This window comes from Methylobacterium brachiatum (assembly GCF_900113845.1).
GTDB classification, from domain to species: Bacteria; Pseudomonadota; Alphaproteobacteria; order Rhizobiales; family Beijerinckiaceae; genus Methylobacterium; species Methylobacterium brachiatum.
In genome coordinates, this window is record NZ_FOQW01000030.1 from 1 (window position 1) to 20,836 (window position 20,836).

General features: G+C 69.7%; 17 protein-coding genes. 12 read left to right on the forward strand and 5 right to left on the reverse strand.

The features are described from left to right. Positions 1-387: 387 nt before the first annotated feature. A complete protein-coding gene (locus BMZ47_RS26315; protein WP_091865208.1) occupies positions 388-3,840 on the reverse strand; it encodes an AsmA family protein in 3,453 nt (1,150 codons plus the stop codon). A 175-nt stretch (positions 3,841-4,015) separates the two neighbouring features. Between BMZ47_RS26315 and BMZ47_RS26320 the strand changes: the two genes are divergently transcribed. From BMZ47_RS26320 to BMZ47_RS26350, 7 genes are all read left to right on the forward strand, one after another. After that, entirely contained in the window at positions 4,016-6,373 is a 2,358-nt protein-coding gene (locus tag BMZ47_RS26320) for an ATP-dependent helicase (protein ID WP_007569169.1), read from the forward strand. Positions 6,374-6,790: 417 nt separating this feature from the next. Beyond that, positions 6,791-7,507, forward strand: coding sequence for a PhoH family protein (locus BMZ47_RS26325; protein ID WP_007569167.1), 717 nt, complete (start codon positions 6,791-6,793; stop codon positions 7,505-7,507). Between the two features lie 132 nt (positions 7,508-7,639). Then, complete coding sequence (locus tag BMZ47_RS26330) at positions 7,640-7,876, forward strand: hypothetical protein (protein ID WP_007569165.1); 237 nt, start codon at positions 7,640-7,642, stop codon at positions 7,874-7,876. 145 nt (positions 7,877-8,021) lie between these two features. Next, positions 8,022-8,306: an accessory factor UbiK family protein gene (locus tag BMZ47_RS26335; RefSeq protein WP_007569164.1), complete on the forward strand. Its 285-nt coding sequence runs from the start codon at positions 8,022-8,024 to the stop codon at positions 8,304-8,306. A gap of 289 nt (positions 8,307-8,595) precedes the next feature. After that, the gene (locus BMZ47_RS26340; protein ID WP_007569163.1) at positions 8,596-9,105 is read left to right on the forward strand and encodes a type III secretion system chaperone family protein; all 510 of its coding nucleotides are present in this window, start codon (positions 8,596-8,598) and stop codon (positions 9,103-9,105) included. Between the two features lie 23 nt (positions 9,106-9,128). Beyond that, positions 9,129-9,932, forward strand: a complete 804-nt coding sequence (gene proC / locus BMZ47_RS26345) for a pyrroline-5-carboxylate reductase (protein ID WP_091865210.1) — start codon at positions 9,129-9,131, stop codon at positions 9,930-9,932. A gap of 93 nt (positions 9,933-10,025) precedes the next feature. Continuing rightward, positions 10,026-10,820 (forward strand): TetR/AcrR family transcriptional regulator, encoded by a 795-nt coding sequence (locus BMZ47_RS26350; protein WP_208601120.1) that lies wholly within the window; start codon positions 10,026-10,028, stop codon positions 10,818-10,820. A gap of 38 nt (positions 10,821-10,858) precedes the next feature. Here BMZ47_RS26350 and BMZ47_RS26355 read toward each other — a convergent pair whose 3' ends face one another. After that, complete coding sequence (locus BMZ47_RS26355) at positions 10,859-11,290, reverse strand: SufE family protein (RefSeq protein WP_039904580.1); 432 nt, start codon at positions 11,288-11,290, stop codon at positions 10,859-10,861. Positions 11,291-11,387: 97 nt separating this feature from the next. Continuing rightward, entirely contained in the window at positions 11,388-12,479 is a 1,092-nt protein-coding gene (locus BMZ47_RS26360) for a sensor histidine kinase (protein ID WP_039904577.1), read from the reverse strand. A 726-nt stretch (positions 12,480-13,205) separates the two neighbouring features. On the opposite strand from BMZ47_RS26360, the gene BMZ47_RS26365 reads away from it, so the two are divergent. After that, the gene (locus BMZ47_RS26365; RefSeq protein WP_091865212.1) at positions 13,206-13,922 is read left to right on the forward strand and encodes a hypothetical protein; all 717 of its coding nucleotides are present in this window, start codon (positions 13,206-13,208) and stop codon (positions 13,920-13,922) included. A gap of 165 nt (positions 13,923-14,087) precedes the next feature. Here the strand turns inward: BMZ47_RS26365 and BMZ47_RS26370 are convergent, their stop codons facing one another. Next, on the reverse strand, positions 14,088-14,453 hold the full coding sequence (locus BMZ47_RS26370; protein WP_091865214.1) for a response regulator: 366 nt from the start codon (positions 14,451-14,453) through the stop codon (positions 14,088-14,090). A gap of 21 nt (positions 14,454-14,474) precedes the next feature. Beyond that, positions 14,475-14,774 carry an STAS domain-containing protein gene (locus BMZ47_RS26375; protein WP_091865217.1) on the reverse strand — a complete coding sequence of 100 codons (300 nt, stop codon included), beginning with the start codon at positions 14,772-14,774 and terminating at the stop codon, positions 14,475-14,477. Between the two features lie 477 nt (positions 14,775-15,251). Between BMZ47_RS26375 and BMZ47_RS29240 the strand changes: the two genes are divergently transcribed. The 4 genes from BMZ47_RS29240 to BMZ47_RS26395 all read left to right on the forward strand — a co-directional run. After that, a complete protein-coding gene (locus BMZ47_RS29240) occupies positions 15,252-16,328 on the forward strand; it encodes a methyl-accepting chemotaxis protein (protein WP_280142769.1) in 1,077 nt (358 codons plus the stop codon). A gap of 398 nt (positions 16,329-16,726) precedes the next feature. Beyond that, positions 16,727-18,799 carry a chemotaxis protein CheA gene (locus BMZ47_RS26385; RefSeq protein WP_091865221.1) on the forward strand — a complete coding sequence of 691 codons (2,073 nt, stop codon included), beginning with the start codon at positions 16,727-16,729 and terminating at the stop codon, positions 18,797-18,799. Further along, positions 18,799-19,260, forward strand: coding sequence for a chemotaxis protein CheW (locus tag BMZ47_RS26390; protein WP_007569469.1), 462 nt, complete (start codon positions 18,799-18,801; stop codon positions 19,258-19,260). Before BMZ47_RS26385 ends, BMZ47_RS26390 begins: the two co-directional genes overlap by 1 nt. A 17-nt stretch (positions 19,261-19,277) precedes the next feature. After that, positions 19,278-20,836: HAMP domain-containing methyl-accepting chemotaxis protein (locus tag BMZ47_RS26395; protein WP_091865242.1), on the forward strand; the 1,559-nt coding region annotated here is incomplete at its 3' end.

Consider the following 20,836-nt stretch of genomic DNA (forward strand, 5'->3'; position numbering starts at 1 on the left):
GTTCGGCATGGCCGTCCGGGGTGTTGGCGACCTGTCGCCACGGACCGTGGCGGCCAATGCGGGCATCCAGCGTGGCGGCGCCGACATCCACTCCACAGATGATGTCTGTCACGGTAACCTGCCTTGTCCATGCGACGGGCTGTCGAGCGACTGTCCGGTCGTGCGTGACGAGGCGGCCTCCGGTCCCAAAGCTCTCCCACGGTTGTGGCCTGAGGGGGGACGGGCGTCAGAGACCGCGCGCGAGGGTCGGCGGCCACCGACCCTCGCGCAGCCCTCATCTCACCATCCCAAAGGGCCGACCGCCAGATACAAGGGTGGGGTTGCCGCCGCGCTTCGCCGTTCCGAGGCTGAGACCGGCGATCCAGGCCGAAACGTCCGATGCCGCGATCAGGGCCGTCCCTGGGGCTGCGCGGCCTCCGGGGTGCCCGGCTGCCCCTCGGCCGTGCCCTCGCTCTGAGCCCGCGCCCTAGCCTGCCGGGCGGCTTCCTCGGCGGCCGCCTTCTCGGCGGCGGCCTTGAGGGCGGCGGCGCGGGCGCGGTCCATCTCGATCCGGGCGCGGCGGCGCTGGCGCTCGATCTGGTCGACCTCGGTCAGCTCGATGGTCTCCAACTCGCGCTGGAGCACGAAGGCGGCGAGCCCGCTCGACAGGGCGCTGACATCGAGGACGCGCTCGGGCGCTCCGAGGGAGCCCGTAAAGCCGAGCTGGACGGAGGGCGCGCCGGCGCTCCAGCCCCGGGGAACCGGGCCGCCGGACAGGAATCCGCGGGCATCGAGGCGGTTGCCGCGCAGGTCGTAGCCGAGGGTGCCGGACCAGCGGGCGGCCCCGAAATCGAGGTCGAGGGGGCCGGCCCGCAGGATCCCGCCGACGATGGTGGCCGGGCTGCTCGCCGGCGCCTTCGCCTGCGCGCCGCCCTTGGCGAGCTCCTCGGCCACCAGGGCCTGGAGCCGTCCCTCGCGCAGGGGATCGTCGATCTCCACCGCTCGGGCGAGGGCACGTCCGAGGGCCGACGGGTCGGCCTGCGGCACGCTTAGGTCCTTGAGCGTGAGGCTGCCGCTGCCGGACAGGGTGTCGGCGAGGCCCGAGGCGGTCTCCGCCTGGGTGGTGAAGCGCAGGGACGCGGTCAGGCGCCCGCCGATCGGGCTGGACCCCGCCAGGGTGGCGAGCGCGACGTCGTCGAGCGCGCCCTCGCCGGAGACCGATGCCTCGGCCCCCCGCCGGGTGAGCGTGGCCGAGCCGGCGATCCGCCCGCCGCCGAGCTTGGCCGTGAGGTTGCGCAGGGTCAGGGCGCCGTCGGCCAGGCCGAGGGCCACGTTCGCCTCCGTGGCGGTGAGGCCGCGGCCGAGATCGAGGCTCGCGACCCGGGCATCGAGGGCGAACGGCGCGATGGGCTGCGGCGCGGGCCCGAAGCGGTCTGCCTTGGCCGGGTCCGGCGGCAGCAGCAGAGCTGTGGCAAGTTGCGGCACCGACAGGCGGTCGAGGCTGAGGCGTCCCCGGAGCGCTCCGCCCGGCGCCCGCAGAACCTTGCCGCTCAAGGCGGTGCCGGCGATCCTGCCCGTCGTGTCGGCGGCGATGTCGCCGGCATCCTTGGCCAGCACGAAGGTCAGCTCGGCCGGCCAGGCGCCGGGGCTCAGCCGGGCGGCGCCGGCCAGGGTCAGGAACGGGGCGAGGTCGGCGGTGTCGGCCCGGATCGCGCCGGCATTCGGCAGGGCGTCCGCGCCGATCAGGATAGGCCGGGCGGTGGCGAGCTTGAGGCCGGCGATCGTGCCGTTGACGGTCAGCGCCAGGGTTTCGGCCTCCGGCCGCTCGGCATTCAGATGCAGCTCGGCGGGCTGCTGCAGGCCGGCGATGTCGGTGCGCCCGAACCAGATGCCGGCCCGGGGTGCGGTGAGCGTGGCGGTGCCGCCCTCGATCCGCGTCCCGCGGCTCGCGAGCGTCAGGTCGAGGGTGCCGCCGCCGGCATTGCCCCGGGCCTGGCTGCGCAGGGCATCGGCCGCGCCGCCCTCCCGGTCCAGGGTGACGGCGAGGTCGAGGGGCGCCTCGCGCAGGAAGGCGGGCAGCAGGCGGATCTCGCCGAGCCAGACCCGCTCGAGCAGGCCGAGCAGCGGCGCCGCCACCGGGGCCTTCAGCCGCCCGGAGACGCGGCCGGTCCCGTCCGCGCCGATCCGCCCGGACAGTTTCGCGCTCGCCCCCGCCAGGTCCGCCACGTCGAGGCTGTCGACCACCAGGCTCGACCCGTCCGACTGGATGCTCGCCGCGATCGTGCCGTTGCCCGAGCCGGCCGGGCCGTAGCGCACGTCCTTGGCCTCGAGGGTCAGGGCGAGGTCGTGGTCGCGCAGGCTGCCGAGGGTGGTGCCCAGAGGCGGCAGGGCGGCGATGTCGATGCCGCTGGCGCGGATCTGGGCGTCGAAGCGCCCGCGCGCGCCCGCCTCCGCGGCGGTGTAGCGGGCATTGCCGGTGATGCGCGCCGGCCCGAGGCCGAGGCGCAGGTTGCGCAGGGACAGGCTGGAGGCCGCCGCGGACAGGTCGGCGGCGGCATCGATCCGGCGCCCGTCGAGAAGCGTAGTCAGCGGCCCCTCCAGGCCGAGCCGGCGGAGATAGCGCCCGAGCGGCTCGGAATCGGGGGCATTCAGCGCCACCGGGCCGGTGAGGTGGAACGGTGCCGCCTCGATCTGGCCGGTGACATTCAAGGCCGCGTCGCCGGGGCCGACCGCGGACAGGCGGCGCAGCAGCAGGCCGCCCGTGCGCTCGACGGTGCCGGCGAGCGCCAGGTTCGACCATTCCTCGCCGCCGAGCACCAGGCTGCCCACCGCGAGATCGAGGTCGAGCATCGCCGGCAGGCCGCGCCCGAGATCCGGGACGCCCCGGGCGATCAGGTTCTGGCCCTCGGGCGAGGTCAGGAAGGCGTCGAGGTCGAGGCGGCGGCCCTCCAGGTTCAGGCTGGCGCGCCATTGGCGCAGATCGAGCCGGCCGGTGCCGGCGAAGCGCAGGGCGCGCCCGCCCGGGTCGATCGCGAGTTCGACACCCTCGAACCGCACCTGCGCGCCGCGCGCCTTGAACGTCCCGCCCAGCGAGAACGGCAGATAGGGGCCGGCCGCCTGGGTCGGCGGCCCGACCACGAGGCGGGCCGAGCCCTCGGATTCGATCAGCGTCGTCCCGTCGGCATCGTTGGGGACGAGGCCCAGGCGCGCATCCGCCTCGAAGCGCGGATGCGCGTCGCCCCCGCCCGCGATCTTCACGGCGAGCCGCCCGTCGGCCCCCGGCGTGCCGCTGACCGCCCGGAACGGGACGCCGCCGCTCGTGCCCTCCACCCGCCACGGCCCGATCAGGGCGGGGGTCTGCAGGTGCAGGTCCTGGACGTAGAGCTGGTCCGTCCGGCCGGTGGCCGGCACCTGCGTGGTCACGAGGAATTGCTGGACGTGCAGGTCCTCGATGGCGAAGTCGCGGGCGCGCAGGGCCTCGCCGAGGTCGGAGGGGATCCGCACGGCGTCGCTCGCCGCCACCGGGAGCTTGATCTCGGCGCGGCCCACCCGCGTCTCGGTGAAGCGGAACTCGCCCTTCAGCAGCGGCGCCAGCGCGACCTCGGCCTTGACGAAGCGGGCATCCAGGGTCGGCCGGTTCGGGTCGGTGCCGATATGCAGCCGGTCGATGCGCAGCCGCGGCGACGGCAGGAGCCGCACCTCGATTCGGCCGTCGGTCCGGACCGGAACGTCCAGGGACCGGGCGAGCGCCCGGTCGACGAGGCCGCGCTGGGCCTGCCAATCGATGACGGGCGGGACGGCCAGCGCCGCGACGAGAACCAGGATGACGGCGCCCGCCAGCGCGGTCAGAAGATCACGCACGCTCACCGTTCCGCGAACCACCCCGCGCGGTCGCGGCACCGTGATGCCCCGCCGTCGCGTGCCCCCCTGGGCAACCTGCGACCGGCCATAGCACGATAAGTCCCGGACGGCGCCAGAGGGCCGCGCCGCCCCGAACACCCTCGACGCCGTTCGCGATTTGGTCCAGGGAAGCGGAATGCAGAATGGCCCGCACGCGCAGCCCGCCGGGGACGGCGCTCCGACCTCCATCGCCGCCCGCGCCATGGGCGCCCTCCGGCGGGACGCCGCCAGCTATCTGGAAGGGCTCAACCCCGAGCAGCGCCGCGCCGTCGAGGCGACGGAGGGTCCGGTGCTGGTTCTGGCCGGGGCCGGCACCGGCAAGACCCGGGTCCTGACCACCCGGATCGCCCACCTGATCGCCACCGGCCGCGCCCGCCCCTACGACATCCTGTCGGTGACCTTCACCAACAAGGCCGCCCGGGAGATGAAGCACCGGATCGGCGCGCTGATCGGCCCGGCCGGCGAGGGCATGCCCTGGCTCGGCACGTTCCACGCCATCGGCACCAAGATCCTGCGGCGCCATGCCGAGCTGGTCGGGCTGAAGTCGGACTTCACCATCCTCGGCACCGACGACCAGCTGCGCCTGATGAAGCAGGTGATCGCCGACCAGAACATCGACGAGAAGCGCTGGCCGGCCCGGGCGCTGGCCCACACGATCGACGGCTGGAAGAATCGCGGCCTCGGCCCCGAGCAGGTCCCGCCGGGCGAGGCGACCTCCTTCGCGTTCGGCAAGGGCGGCGCGCTCTACGCCGCCTACCAGGCCCGGCTCGCGACGCTCAACGCCGTCGATTTCGGCGATCTTCTGCTACTTTGCCTCAAGCTCTGGCGTGAGAACCCGGACATCCTGGCCAATTACCAGGACCGGTTCCGCTACATCCTGGTGGACGAGTACCAGGACACCAACGTCGCCCAGTACCTGTGGCTCAGGCTGCTCGCGCAATCGCGAAAAAACATCGCCTGCGTGGGCGACGACGACCAGTCGATCTACGGCTGGCGCGGCGCCGAGGTCGACAACATCCTGCGCTTCGAGCACGATTTCCCGGGCGCCGTGGTGGTGCGCCTGGAGCGCAACTACCGCTCCACCGGCCATATCCTGGCCGCCGCCTCGGGCCTGATCGCCAAGAACGAGAGCCGGCTGGGCAAGACCCTGCGCACCGAGGACGAGCCGGGCGAGCGCGTCACCGTCACCGGCGCCTGGGATTCCGAGGAGGAGGCGCGCCAGCTCGCCGAGGCGATCGAATCCCTGCAGGCCAAGCAGCACCCGCTCTCGGAGATCGCCGTGCTGGTGCGGATCTCGGCGCAGATGCGCGAGATCGAGGATCGCTTCGTCCAGCTCGGCCTGCCCTACCGGGTGATCGGCGGCCCACGCTTCTACGAGCGCGCCGAGATCCGCGACGCGCTGGCCTACCTGCGCGTCACCATGAATGTCAGCGACGACCTCGCCTTCGAGCGGATCGTGAACACGCCCAAGCGCGGCCTGGGCGACGCCACCCTGCAGCAACTCCACACCTACGGCCGCGCCAACCGCCTGCCGCTGCTGATCGCCGCCCAGCGCCTGTGCGAGACCGACGAGCTGAAGCCCCGGGTCCGGGCGACCCTGCGGGCGCTGACCGAGAGCTTCTCCCGCTGGGCCCGCCTCATCGAGACGCAGCCGCATAGCGAAGTCGCCCAGACCATCCTGGAGGAATCCGGCTACACCGAGATGTGGCAGAAGGACCGGTCCGCCGACGCCGCCGGCCGCCTGGAGAACCTCAAGGAATTCGTCCGCTCGATGGAGGAATTCCCCGACATGGCGGCCTTCCTAGAGCACGTCTCCCTGGTGATGGAGGCCTCCGAGGCCGAGGGCGCCGAGCGGGTCTCGCTGATGACGCTCCACGCCGCCAAGGGGCTGGAATTCGACACCGTGTTCCTGCCCGGCTGGGAGGACGGCCTGTTCCCCAACCAGCGGGCGCTCGACGAGAGCGGCCGGGCCGGGTTGGAAGAAGAGCGGCGCCTCGCCCATGTCGGTCTGACCCGGGCGCGCAAGCGCGCCAAGCTGTCGTTTGCGGTCAACCGGCGGATCCACGGCCTGTGGTCCTCGACCATCCCGTCCCGGTTCATCGACGAATTGCCGGAATCGGCCGTCGACGTGGTCGAGGCGCCCGCGCATTTCTCGGCCGGCGCCTCGCGGTTCGACCGCAACCCGACGCCGTTCGGGTCGAGCTACGGTACGCCCGGCTGGCAGCGCGCCCAGGCCAACACCGCCGCGGGCTCCGGCAACCGGTCCGGCTTCGGCAGCGCCCCGGGCGGCCGGTCCGGCGGGCCGCGCCAGATCGAGGGCGAGCTGATCGCCAAGTCGACCGGCGCGCCCTCCGCCTTCCAGGACGGCCAGCGGGTCTTCCACATGAAGTTCGGCCCCGGGACCGTCGCCGGCGTCGACGGCAACAAGCTCACCGTTGACTTCGATAAAGCCGGCCGGAAAATGGTTCTCGACAGCTTCATCCAGCCCGGATGAAGTCAGTCCCGCCGATCAAGCCCGGACGTTTCAGGGCGGCAGGGTCGGCCGGCTTCGCCCGTGCGGGCGGAGAGGATCGCGGTCGTGCAGGATGCCGCGTCGCCCCGTGTCCCCGGCCATCGGCCTGATGCAGCCTTGCCAGCCGGACGGCTTTTTCCGCGCCGCAGCATCAACCGTCACCCCCTAGTCACACCCGCCGCGCAATCGTCGGGTGCGAATCGCGTTGGTGCGACGCTTGCACTGCGTATTCGACCCCGGGCGAGGCGGCGTGACGCTCTCCACAGGCGAATAGCACGGGGTGGAACCTTCGGCATGGCGCCGGAATTAGTTGCGTAATAGAATAAATCCGGGAGCAACAAGGTAAACGGCAGTTCATCGACAGATCCAGGTTGGCAAGTCCCGTTGGAGTGTTGATCCATGAAGAGACGCCGCACACGACTTGAACTGGTTGAAGACCGCACGCCCCGTATTCATCGCACCCGCTTCGACGAAGAGCGCAACCTCAGCCCGATCCAACCGCTCACCGACCGCCAGGCCGAGTATCTCGACGCCCTGGCCAGCTCCCCCCAGGTGATCGTCCTCGGCCCCGCCGGCACCGGAAAGACCTACATCGCCGGGACCCGCGCCGCCGACCAGCTCCGCCAGCGCCGCATCTCCAAGGTCGTGATCACCCGCCCGAACGTGCCCTCAGGCCGCTCGCTGGGCTTCTTCCCGGGCACCCTCGAGGAGAAGATCGCCCCCTGGGTCGCCCCGCTCACCGAGGCCATGAAGGAGCGGATGGGCCAGGCCGCCTTCGAGATCGCCCTCAAGACCGGCGACATCGAGATCGTGCCGTTCGAGGTGATGCGCGGGCGCACCTTCAAGAACTGCCTGGTGATCCTCGACGAGGCGCAGAACACCACCACGGCCGAGATCAAGATGTTCCTGACCCGGATCGGCGACGATTGCCAGGTCATCATCAACGGCGACGTCTCCCAGACCGACCTGCGCGAGACCTCCGGCCTGCGCACGGTCATGCACCTGATCAAGAGCCGGATGATGCCGATCCCCGTGGTCGAGTTCACCCGCGACGACATCGTCCGGTCCGGCATCTGCGCCGAATGGGTGAAGGCGTTCGAGGAAACGAATCTCTAACCCAGAAGTTGATGGCGGCGGGTCCTCGCGGGCCCGCCGTGCCCTCACCGGCACGAGACGACTCTCCGAACCTCCCGTTTGGGAGGATGAACCGGGCGTCATGCCCGGAGATCAGAACATTGGAGTCTCCTCGTGAGGAAACTGACCTTCGCCTTCGCCGTGCTGGCCTCGCTGGGCGGCGCCGCCCTCGTCCAGCCCGCCAGCGCCGCCCCCGGCCTCCCCTCGGGCATCACGGCGCCCGACGCTGTGACGCAGGTCCGCCTGACCCCGATGGAGCGCCGCATGATGCATCGGCGCATGGAGCGCCGGATGATGCACCGGCACATGCACCGCAAGATGATGCACCGTCGGATGATGCGCCGCATGTGATTGCGACGGGCGGGGCCTTCGGGCCCCGCTTCCGTGTCCGGACCGCGTTCCGGGCGTTGCTCCGCACCCCGCGGATTCCTATCTCGTCACCCTGAATCGCGCAGTCAGGCCGCCGAACGGCAGCCGGCCGATCCGGGAGACCACGATGCCCCCCTCGAACCGACTGTTCGACGATCTCGCCCGCCTGATGACCGATGCGGCCGGCGCCGCCCAGGGCGTGCGCCGCGAGGCCGAGACGGTGGTCAAGGCGCAGGTCGAGCGCCTCGTCCGCGACCTCGACATCGCCTCCCGCGAGGAGCTCGACGTGCTGCGCGATATGGTGACCAATCTCCGCGCCCAGAACGAGGCGCTCGCCGCCCGTGTGGCCGCCCTGGAGGCCCGGGAGGGCAGCGCCGGGGCCGGGGCCGCGGGGCTCAGCGAGGCCGTCTGAGTCCCGACGGCAACGCTTCAGGCTTTTGCACAGGAAGCGCAGCCGATGATTTCGTTTCCTGTTCACCGAGCGTGACCTGCACTTTGTGTCGCGAGTCACGGCCGGTCTATAGTCAGGCATAGGGTGATTCGGCGGCTGCGGGGCGATGTCCGCAGAGCTTCGACAGTCGATCGCGTCAACCCCGGCCTGTCTTCGCCGGTCGTATCAAGTTCTCGGAGTGTTCTCACACTCTTCTCGCGTCCCCGTCACGTCGGTCCGGGTCGATTCCGGGCCGTCCTTTTGGATCGTCATGCCGCTTCTCCACGTCGACTTCCACGACCCTGACCGGAACGAGCATCCGCTCGACGTCGTCGAGCGTTTGGCGTCCCTGCGCGACTGGATCTTCGACCGGGCCGAGACCGACGAAATGTCGATCACCAGCCCCGGCCGCTGGACCGACTACCATGTGGCCTTCACCTGGATCGAGGATGTCGAGGCCCTGCACGTGGCCTGCGCCTTCGACCTGAAGGTGCCGGAGCGGCAGCGGACCGAGGTGCTGCGGCTGATCGCGATGATCAACGAGCAGCTCTGGATCGGCCATTTCGACCTGTGGTCGAGCGACAGCGTGGTGATGTTCCGCCACGCGCTGCTGCTGGCCGGCGGCGCGGTGCCGACCCATCCGCAATGCGCCACCATGATGAAGACCGCCGTGGATGCCTGCGAGCGCTACTTCCAGGCGTTCCAGTTCGTGCTCTGGGCCGGCAAGAGCGCCCGCGAGGCGCTGGACGCCGTGCTGTTCGAGACCGAAGGCGAGGCGTGACGGCGGCCGCGACCCCGGCGCGAATGCCCGCCTCCCTGGTTCTCGCCGGGGCCGGCAAGATGGGCGGCGCGATGCTGGCGGGCTGGCTCGAGGCGGGCCTCGACCCCCGCGCCACCACGATCATCGACCCGGTGCCCGCCCGCCCGATCGTGGATCTCTGCGCCCGGCACGGCATCCGGCTGAACCCGGCGGAGCCCGAGCCCGGGGCGGTGCTGGTCCTGGCGATCAAGCCGCAGGGTCTTGAGGCGGCAGCCCCCGGCCTCGACCGGCTCGTCGGCCCCGACACGCTGCTGGTCTCGATCCTGGCGGGCAAGACCATCGCGGATCTGCGCGCCCGGCTGCCCCGGGCCCGCGCCGTGGTCCGGGCCATGCCGAACCTGCCGGCCAGCATCGGCCGGGGCGCCACCGGCGCCTGCGCGAATGCGGAGGTGACGCCGGCGCAGCGCGACGCGGCCGACGCCCTGTTCGCCGCCAACGGCACCGTGGCCTGGCTCGCCGACGAGGCGCAGATCGACGCCGTGACCGCGGTCTCGGGCTCCGGGCCGGCCTATGTCTTCCTGCTGGTCGAGGTCCTGGCCGAGGCCGGGATCGCCGAGGGGCTCGAGCCTGCGGTGGCGCAGGCCCTGGCCCGGGCCACCGTCGCGGGCGCCGGCGCGCTGCTGGAGGCGAGCCCCGAAGAGGCGGCGGAGCTGCGCCGCAACGTCACCTCCCCGGGCGGGACCACGGCGGCGGCCCTCGACGTGCTGATGCGGCCGGACGGCCTGGCGCCGCTCCTGCGCGAGGCCGTGGCGGCCGCCCGGCGCCGGGCCGCCGAGCTCGCCGGCTGACATCCGTGCGGCATCGCCGCGCGACGGCCCTGCCCATCGCCGCCGCCTTTCCTACATGAGAGTCGACGACCGACAGGAGCGGGCGACAGACCCATGACCGAGACCAGAGCCCCGTCGAAGCGCACCCGCAAGGGTGCCGGTGCCGTGCAGGACGACACGAGCCAGGCCGACACGGCCCAGGACGCCGCTGCGCAGGCCGAGAGCCCGCCCAAGCTGCCGCCCCGCGAGGCCGCGGTCGAGGCCCTGATGCGCCTGGCCGCCGAGCAGCCCTGGAACGACATCGAGATCGGCGACATCGCCCGCGAGGCCGGCCTGACGCTCGCCGAATTGCGCGACCTGTTCCCCTCGAAGGGCGCGGTTCTGGGCGGCCTCACCCGGATCATCGACCGGAAGGTCCTCGAAGGGGACATCGCGGGCCTCGAAGAGGAGCCGACCCGCGAGCGCCTGTTCGACGTTCTGATGCGCCGGCTCGACGCGATGACGCCCTACAAGCCGGCTTTGCGCCGGATCGCCTACGCCCTGCGCGGCGAGCCGCTGTCGATGCTGGCGCTGAACAGCGTGATGCTGAACTCCCACCGCTACATGCTGGCGGCGGCCGGAATCGACACCGAGGGCCCGCTGGGCCAGCTCAAGCTCCAGGGCGTGGTGATCGCCTTCGCCCGCGTGACCCAGGTCTGGCTCGAGGACGACGACCCGGCACTCGCCCGGACCATGGCCAAGCTCGACAAGGAGATCCGCAACGGCGAGCGCCTCATGGAGCGCGCCGAGGATGCCCGGCGGCTGACCGCGCCGCTGCGTGCCCTGGGACGCTCCCTCCTCGACCGCCGCCCCCGGACCCGCCGCCCCACGCCGGACGGCGACGAGACCGACCCCGCGGCGGCGATCTAACGCGTCGGGCGGGGCGCCGTCGCGAAACCGACAGCGCCCTATCCCTCGACCTGCAGGAACCGCACCGCGTCGCGGTGCACCCGGTCGGCCATGGCGCGGACGCCGTTGGAGCGCTGCGGGGTCAGGTGCTCGCCCAGGCCCAGCTTGGTGTAGAGCGCGAAGGCGTCGGTCTCGGCGGCCTCGCGCAGCGGCTTGCCGTCGAACAGGGCAATCATCAGCGCCACCAGCCCACGCACGATATGGGCGTCGCTGTCGCCGCGCATGCGCAGGCGGGGCTCCGAATCCGAGCGGTCGACGTCGAGGTCGATCCAGACCTGGCTGGCGCAGCCCTGGACCTTGTTGGCCTCGGCATGGAGCTCCGGGTCCGGGGGCGGCAGGGCGCGCCCGAGCTCGATGAGGTAGCGGTAACGCTCTTCCCAATCGTCGATGAAGGCGAAATTCTCGACGATGGTGTCGATCGGGGGAACCATGAGGGACCGGATTTGGGGTGGGCCGGGGCCGCTATAGAGCCCTGGCGAAAATCTGGCGACTCCATCGCAAATCGCCAGGGGGGCGCGGCGCCGGAGATCACGCCTCCGGCGGCTGCGTCGGCGGCAGGGTCAGGACCAGGGGCGCGGCGGTGCTGGCATCGCCGCTCACCTGGATCTCGGCCTGGGCCGCGTAGGCGGCGATCAGGCGCGGCCCGAGATTGGGCACGTTGGACCGCCCGGTGGCCGCCATCTCGCTCACCCCGGAGACGATCGAGACCCGCAGCGGATGCCCCGCGGCGGAGTCGATCTCGATAGCGATGGAGCAGGCGACGTGCTCGGCGGTGGCGTCGAGGCACTCGGCCACGATCTCGGCGACGATCATGCCGAGCGCGTTGGCGGTGCGCGGCTCGACCAGCCCGGTCCCGGAACCGCCGACCTGGACGCTGATCCGCCCGGCGCGCCGGAGCTGCCCGAGACCCGAGGCCAGGCGGTGGAGGTAATCGTGCAGGTCGATCGACGCGATATGGGGCGCCTCGTGCAGGTGCTGCTGCACCAGCGCGATCGCCCGCACCCGCTGGCCCAGCGCCTCGAAGCTGCCGCGGCACGGGTCCGGGGCGGCGCGCCCGTAGAGGCCGATCAGGCTGACCATCACCTGCAGGTTGTTGCGCACCCGGTGGTAGACCTCGGCGAGCAGCGCCTCCTTCTCGGCCAGCGCCTGCTCGATATGCTCCTCGGCATGCTTGCGGTCGGTGATGTCGAAGCAGGATCCGAGATAGCCCTGGAACCGGCCGTCCTCGACCAGCGGGCGGGCGGTGTCGAGCAGCCAGCGGTAGACGCCGTCATGCCGCTTCAGGCGGAATTCCACGGTGAACGGCGCCCGCGCGGCGAAGGCCTCGGCGACGATCCGGGCATGGCGCTCGAAATCCTCGGGGTGCAGTCCGCTGCGCCAGCCGAGGCGCAGCTCCTCCTCGAGCGGGCGCCCGGTGAAGTCGAGCCAGCACTCGTTGTGGTGGACCGCGTGGCCGTGCTCGTCGGAGCGCCACAGCATCAGCGGCACCACGTCGGCGAAGCGCCGGAAGCTGTCGCTCAACGCGATGGACCCCGCTTCCGACGCCCCTCGGCCCGGATCCCCCGCGGGGTCCATCGCCTGCGACGCAGCCGTTCCGGACCCTGGTGGCTGACCGCCCATTCTGTACCCGACCCGCTGTGCCGAACTGTGTGAGACGCCGTTCTCGTATCCTGATGGCGCCGGTCAACGTGCCGGTGGGGGTCCCGTTCCGGTCCCACGTTGCCGCTGCGGTGCTCATCCACACGTCTGTGCGGATTTAGACGGAAAGACCACGTTTGAGGGCGTTTTGGCGCGTCGGTGCGGGGTTCGTACGTTCGGTTACAGATCATCTCCTGTTTGACAGGATATCCAATCCCGATGGTGCGCTCCTCGGCGCCGATAGAGGCGCGAATATCGGGCCGTCGGGCTGCGCCGTGTCCGATCTTCGATGCGGGCTTGTGGATGCCGAATTCTTTCACCGCGTGATGCGCGGGGCCCCTCTCTCGTGAGGGGGGGAGGGATGAGGCCTCTCCCGGCAGACACGGTTCCTCACCCTAGCCTTCTACGATGATCAAACCAGCGTTTCAGATCCAGAGGACAGGCGCAGGCTGAGTCACAATATAAATTTTAAAATATCCATAAAATTTATCGGCATGAACAAGTATGTATTGGGTGTCGTGTGCGCTATTCCGGCGTTATAAAAAATAAGTGTAGGTTATGTTTGTTATAAAAATAGACTTATGATATCGGAAATCCACTTTGGAATCCGTTAAAAGTGTGTAGGGAGCCGTCTGTTGCGTCTGCGCTATAGAAAGATGCGCTGAAACGGCGCAGACGTGGGCGATCTTATCTACCGAGTCATTCGTCGTGTCTGTCTACGTGTTTGGCGATAGCCATGGTCACTACCTGTTCGCGCGCGCGCAGGCTGCGACAGATTACTGCATGCCCGGGCATACTATGCACCGCGCCGGCCGCGACGGAGTGCAACACCTGCTCGCCTCGATCAAACCCGCTCCAGGCGACGACTACATTTTCGTCTTCGGCGAGATCGACGTGCGTCGGCATCTGATCCGCGTGGCCAACGAGAAAGGGTGGACGTACCAGGAGGCGGTCACCGATCTCGCTGATCGTTACATCGCGGCCCTACGCGCCTCACTCGATGGCCGCGAGCACCGACCCAGGGTCAGTCTCCTGGAAATCGTTCCGCCGTTAGATCCCCCGCGCGGAGCCCATGCGGAGCAACCGTACGGCCCTCTGCGCGACCGACTCGTCGTATGGTATCTGCTGAACGAGGCGTTGAAGTCGCGCGCACGCGAGGCCGGCTTCGGCTTCATCCGGATCCCGAAAATCTACCGCGCACGGGACGCATCGCTGAAGCGCCACTACAGCGACGGTTACGCCCATATCGCCAAGGACTGCACCGAGCCCTTCGTCCGGGCGGTCGAGAAGGCATTGGGCGTGGATCTGTCGTTCCGTCCGCTGGCGCGCCGACGCCATCTTCTGCGCTCGGTGATGCGTCAGATCGCAGTCGTGAACGATGACTGGCCCGCGCTCTGGTCTCTCGGCGAAAGCCTCATTGACTGATGAAGTTCCGCGACGAGGTGGCTTCGGATCGACGCAGGAGCGCGCGCCAAGACACGGCTTGAGCGCCGTGCCCGACCCAGCGTGGTCGGACTCGGCTCTGGCCCCCACGGGGGAGGCCCCCCGAATCGGTCCCGCGCTGCGTGAACCCGCCGGGCCGGCCCGACTTCAGGCCCGGATCAGCTTCGAGACCACCGCCAGGAGCTGCTCCGGCTTGAACGGCTTGGTGATCCAGCCGGTGGCGCCGGCGGATTTCGCCTGCTGCTTGATGCTGTCGTCCGACTCGGTGCTCAGGAACAGGATCGGCACGCCCGTGCAGGACGGCACCGTGCGCAGCTGCTTGATCATCTCGATGCCGTTCATCACCGGCATGTTGAGGTCGGTGATCACCAGGTTGATCGTCTCGGCCTTGGCCTTGGCGAGGCCTTCGGCGCCGTCCTCGGCCTCGATCACCGTGTGGCCGGCGGGGCCCAGCACGATCTTGATCATCTGGCGGATGCTGGGCGAATCGTCGACGGCGAGTACGGTGGCCATGAAGGGAATCCGGTGCTGAGGTCAGAGGGCTGAGGCGGAATCCGCCGCGAACGGGGCGTGCGGCGTGAAGCCGGCGCGCCGGAAGGCCGCCGCGACCGCGTCGGGCGGGTTGGTTAGGTCGAGGGTGGCGCCGCGCGCGCCGGCCGACTTGGCGGCCGCGACCACGAGCTGGACGAAGGTGACGTCGACCTTCTCGACCGCCGCGCAATCCAGCAGGAGGCCGGGCGCGCCCTCGAGCGCCGCCAGCAGGTCGGCCTGGAGGGCCTGCGCCGTCCGGAGCGTGCATTCCGGCGGCAGGGTGAGGGTGGCGGGTTCGGCCATGAGGAATCCGTTGCGGTTGAACGGCCAGACTGGCTGCAGGCGATCTCTTTAAGATTCGCGGCCGTTAAGTTTCCCTTGAGCTGACCATAGCGACCGAGCTTGTCCGACCCTTGATCTCGGGTTTCCTGTTGAAAACTGCCATGGCGCGCTCGGTGTGCAAGTTTGTATTGTAAAAATTGTTCGGTGACTTCGGCGGTATGGAGATCGACTCTTGCTGGTATTCGATGGCATTTCGACCCGCAGCCGCCGAAAGCATTGATATTCGAGGGCAAAAATATATCCGCAATCGTCGCATGGTCTGGGTCACATAAACCGTGTGATCGAGCGCGCATATTGCCTCGGTCATAACTGTTCATTCAGATGACTGGCCTAGGCACCCGGGGTTCACAATCGTGCGTTCGAGCCTGTCCCCGGCAAGATCTGACAGAGTCCAAGGAATATCTATCGATGGCCTTCTGGGGGCGTGCGAATCTGAAGTTGGATCACGAGGATGCCTCGGATTCGCTCGCGGCGCTCGACCTCGACCGGGAGGCGCCCGCCGCGCCCGCCGCGCCGGTGCCCCCGCTCGGGGCCGCGGATGTGATCCAGGCCCGGCTCGGCCTGTCCGAGGTCCAGCGCAAGACCCTCGACGCCCTGATCGACGAGCTCGGGATCATCTCGGCGGATGTCGAGACCGACGTCCACGGCCTGTCGGACCGGTTCCAGCGCATCGCCACGACCACCCGGGGCCAGTCGGAGATCGTGCAGGGGCTGGTGACGGCGATCCAGTCGGTGCGGATCGACGGGACCGAGCGGCCGCTCGCCGAGGTCGCCACGGCGCTCGGCGAGATCCTCGCGATGCTCAACGACAAGATCGGCTTCATGTCGTCCCGCGGCGCGACCATGGAGGGCGCGCTGAACGGCGTGCTGGGCGAGTTGTCCTCGGTGGACGGCAGCGTCGCCGAGATCGAGAAGATCAACCGCCAGACCAACCTGCTGGCCTTGAACGCCAAGATCGAGGCCGCCCGGGCCGGGGAGGCCGGGCGGGCCTTCGCGGTGGTGGCCGACGAGGTCCGCAGCCTGGCCGGCGCGATCAACGCCCTGTCCGGGGTGATCAAGCAGCAGATCGGCTCGATCGCGGGCGGCCTACGCAGCAGCCACGCGCTCCTGCACGACATCGCCACCATCGACATGTCGGAGGAGAGCCGCAACGCCGACGCCCGGGTCCGCGTGGTGATGCAGGCCCTGGTCGAGCAGAGCTCGCGGTTCGCCGGCGTGCTGAGCCAGACCGTGCAGACCACCGAGGCGATCACCCAGGACGTCTCGGGCGCGATCGTGGCCATGCAGTTCCAGGATCTCGCCAAGCAGCGCATGCAGAATCTGCAGGGGATCCTGCGCGCCCTGCAGGCCGAGCCGGGCGGCCGGGCCGAGGCGGAGCGCGGCTGGGCCGAGGCGCTGATCGCCGGCTGCACCCTGGGCGAGGTCCGGGAGCGGCTGTCCCGCCGCCTGCTCGGCACCGCGGCGCCGGCGCCGGACGCGGATGATGATCCCCTGGCCGGGGTGGATCTGTTCTGATCCGGAGGCGGACTTTGCAGAACATCAGGTGCATTCAACACAAGTTCCTGGGGATTTATCCAATGCATTAAGGAAAATCGTTGTTCTTATGCAATGAGTAGACATTAACTGAAATATATGTTGTAAAAATAATGAGTAAGAAGTAATTTATAGCATCTTTTCCAGGCTGGAATGGATCCGGAGTCTGAAAAAATCGGGACGGAAAAACTTTTAACTCAGATCAGGTCTTCACTTTTTAACGATTTTAAGGTAGTGTCATTCCTGTGTGATGGACCGAGTCTTCGGTCGATCGGGCGTCAGCCGGCAGGATCGCGAGATCTAGCCTCGGGTCGGCGACCGGGCCGGGTGCGGAAGTGCCCCGGTTCCTCGAAAGACGGTGCAACGGGATCCGCTCGACGATGACTGATCACGATCCGCGCGCGGTATTTCTGGCCGAGGCCAACGAGCTTCTCGATCGGCTGGAGACGACGCTGCTCGACCTCGGCGACCGGCCGGACGATTCGGCGCTGATCGACACCGCGTTCCGGGCCCTGCACACGATCAAGGGATCGGGGGCGATGTTCGGCTTCGACCGGGTCGCCGCCTTCACGCACGATTTCGAGACCGCCTTCGACCTCGTCCGCCGCGGCGAGGTCCCGATCAGTGCCGACCTGGTCAACGTGTCGCTCTCGGCCAAGGACTATATCCGCACGCTGATCGAGGATCCCGACGCCACCGCCCCGGTGATCGGCGAGGCGATCCTGGCCGAGCTCGAGCGCCTGATCAGCCGCGCGAAGGAGGCGCCCGAGACCGAGCTGGCGGCCGAAGGGCCGAGCCCGGATGCCGCGCCCGAGGGCTGGCGGATCGGGATCGCCTTCGCCCCGGACGTGCTGCGCAACGGCACGAACCCGCTGGCCCTGCTCGACGAGCTGCGCGAGCTTGGCCCCTGCACGGTTGTGCCGCGCGTCGCGGACCTGCCGGACCTCGCCGGCCTCGACCCGGAGAGCCTGGCGCTCGGCTGGGACGTCACGCTCCGCGGGGCCGCGAGCCGCTCGGCGATCGAGGACGTCTTCCTGTTCGTGCGCGACGACATGGTGCTGACCCTGGCGCCGCTGGACGCGCCCGAGCCCGCCCCCGAACCCGCCCTCGATCCTTCTCCCGCGCCCGTTCCGGTGCCGGTGCCGGCTCCTGCCCCGGCCCCCGCCCGATCCACCGCCACACCAGTTGCCGAGCCTGCACCCGCGCCCGCCGCGAAGCCGCCCGAGGCCGAGCGCAGGGGCCCGGCCCGCAACAGCGAGCCGCGCGGGTCCAGCACCATGCGGGTCGAGGCCGAGCGGCTCGACGAGCTGCTCGACCGGGTCGGCGAGCTGGTCATCGCCCAGGCCCGGCTGAGCCAGCTCGCCGGCCTGCACGCCGATGGCGGGCTCCAGACCATCGCGGAGGAGATCGAGCGGCTCTCGGCGCAGCTGCGCGACACCACGATGAGCATCCGCATGGTGCCGATCGGCGCCCTGTTCAGCCGGTTCCGGCGCCTGGTCCACGACCTGTCGGGGGATCTCGGCAAGCCGGTCACCTTCGTCACCGACGGCGAGGAGACCGAGCTCGACAAGACCGTGATCGAGCGGCTGGCCGATCCGCTGGTGCACCTGATCCGCAACGCCATCGACCATGGCATCGAGGACCCGGCCCGGCGCAGCGCCTCCGGCAAGAACGCCACCGGGCGCATCACGCTCTCCGCCGAGCATGTCGGCGCCCAGGTCCTCGTGACCGTGCGCGACGACGGCGCCGGGCTCGACGTGACGCGCATCCGCGCCAAGGCCGAGGAGCGCGGGCTCGTCGCGCCCGGCACCCCGCTCACCGACCAGCAGGTCTACCAGTTCCTGTTCGCCCCGGGCTTCTCCACGGCGCAGCAGATCTCCGCGCTCTCGGGCCGCGGCGTCGGCATGGACGTGGTCAAGAAGACCATCGAGGGCCTGCGCGGCTCGATCGACATCACCACCGAGCCGGGGGCGGGCACCGCCATCGTGCTGCGCCTGCCGCTGACGCTGGCGATCATCGAGGGCCTGCTGATCCGGGTCGGGGAGGGGCGCTACGTGCTGCCGCTCTCGGCCGTGGAGGAATGCGTCGAGCTGCCCGAGAGCGGGCGCGGCGAGCGCGGCCGGGACTTCCTCAACATCCGCGGCGACCTCGTGCCGTTCCTGCGCCTCCGCAGCCTGTTCGAGGCGGCCGGCGAGCCGGACCCCTACCAGAAGGTGATCATCGTGTCGGTGGGCGAGACCCGGTTCGGGCTCGTGGCCGACCAGATCCTCGGCAACCACCAGACGGTGATCAAGTCGCTGTCGAAGCTGCACGCCGACGTCACGACCTTCTCGGGCGCCACGATCCTCGGTGACGGCACCGCGGCGCTCATCATCGACCCGGCCCAGCTGATGGCCGGCGGGCAGATCGGCGCCGCCGCGGACGGGCTGCGCGAATTCCGTGAGGTGGCGTGATGACCGATTTCGTCGAGGCCATCGAGCAGGGCCACGCCCTCCAGGCCGTGATGATGCGCATCGGCACCGAGACCTTCGCGCTCGGGGCCGGGATGGTGCGCGAGATCATCGACCCGATCCCGACCACCCGGGTCGCCGGGGCGCGGCCGCATCTCGGCCACGTGGTCAACGTGCGCGGCAACGTCGTGCCGCTGGCCGATATTCGCGAGCGCTTCGGCATGCCGATCACCGCCGCGACCCCGGATACCCGCTTCGTGGTGATCGAGCTCGAACTCGACGGCGACCCGACCCTGGTCGCGCTGGTGGCCGACAAGGTGTTCGAGGTGACCGCGGTCGCCCTGGAGAGCCGCCAGCCGGCGCCGAAGATCGGCACGTCATGGCGGCCTGAATACATTCGCTCCATTGTGAAATCTGGCGAAGATTTTGTCATTATTCCAGACATGCCAGCAATTTTAAATTAATTTTAGGAGTCGAGAATATGCGGATTTCAATCAAGGCCAAGCTGGCCGCCGGGTTCGGCGCGATGCTCGTGCTCGCCGGTCTGGCCGGCGGCGTCGGCTATCGGGGCCTGATGGAATCCGACAGGAGCCTAGCGTTCCTCCGCGACCGCGCGGCGACGCAAGCCCAGATGCTGGAGGCCAAGGCCAACGCCATCCGCAGCACCGCCAACCTCCGCACGGCGGTGATCACCGTGAACGACGCCCAGATCGCCGATTCCCTCAAGCGCGCCCTCGACATGCGCAAGCGCGCCCAGGAAGCCATCGCCAAGATCAAGGCCAGCCCCTCGACCGGGGAGGCCGGCCAGCTCGTCCAGGACCTCGACCAGAAATACGAGACGCAGGTTGCCCTGGGCAACAAGATCGTCGAGCTGGCCAAGATGAACGCCAACGCCCGGGCCTGGTCCGAGATTGCCGGCGTGGGGCGCCCGGCCATCGCCGTCCTGCGCACGGAGCTGGGGGCGCTCACAGCCAAGGCCGACAGGAACGCCATCGATCTGATGAAGGCGGTGATGGCGTTCCAGATCCCCCTCGAACGGGCCTGGGGCCGGCTTCAGGCCGCCACCGGCGCGGTCAGCGTTGCCGGGCTCGAGGAGCACGTGATCGCGACCAAGCACATGCGCGATGAGATCGCCCGCGGCCTTGAGAACCTGCTCCGGGTCGGCGCTGCCGCGAAGGTCCCCACCGAGGCGGTCCGGCAGAGCTTCGAGACCTGGTTCGCCTCGTTCCAGAAGGCCCTTGCCACGATCGAGCCGGGCGCGCCCATCCGCGCGATCGAGCTCGTCGCAGGCGAGTACAGCGTCGCGTCCGTGGCGACCAACAAGGCCTTCGACCTCCTGACCGATTACCAGGGCCGCCAGATGGCGGAGGCGGTCGAGCGCTCGAAGACGGCGTCGCAGGACAGCCAGACGCTGATGCTCGCGACCTTGGCGGGTGCGCTGCTCCTCGGCCTCGGCATCGCCGGCTGGCTCGCGGTCTCGATCTCCCGGGGACTGGCCCGGGCCGTTTCGCTCGCCGAAGCCGTCTCGGCCGGTGACCTGGACCAAAAGATCGCCGTGACCTCGAACGACGAGGTCGGCGATCTGGTGACCGCCATGAACCGGATGACCGACAACCTGAGGGAGACCGCCGCCCTCGCCAACGCGATCGCGGGGGGCGACCTGACCGTCGAGGCCAAGCCGCTGTCCGACAAGGACACGATGGGTCTCGCCCTTCAGACGATGCTGAGCCGGCTCCGGGCCGTGGTGACGGAGGCGAACGCGGCGGCCGGCAACGTCTCGGCGGGCTCGCAGGAGCTGTCCTCCTCGGCCGAACAGCTGTCGCAGGGCTCCAGCGAGCAGGCGGCCTCCACGGAAGAGGCTTCCGCCTCGGTCGAGGAGATGGCCGCCAACGTGAAGCAGAACGCCGAGAATGCCAGCCAGACCGAGGCGATCGCCCGGCAGTCCGCCCAGGATGCCGAGGCCAGCGGCGCCGCGGTGGGACGGGCGGTGGACGCGATGCAGACCATCGCCCAGAAGATCACCATCGTGCAGGAGATCGC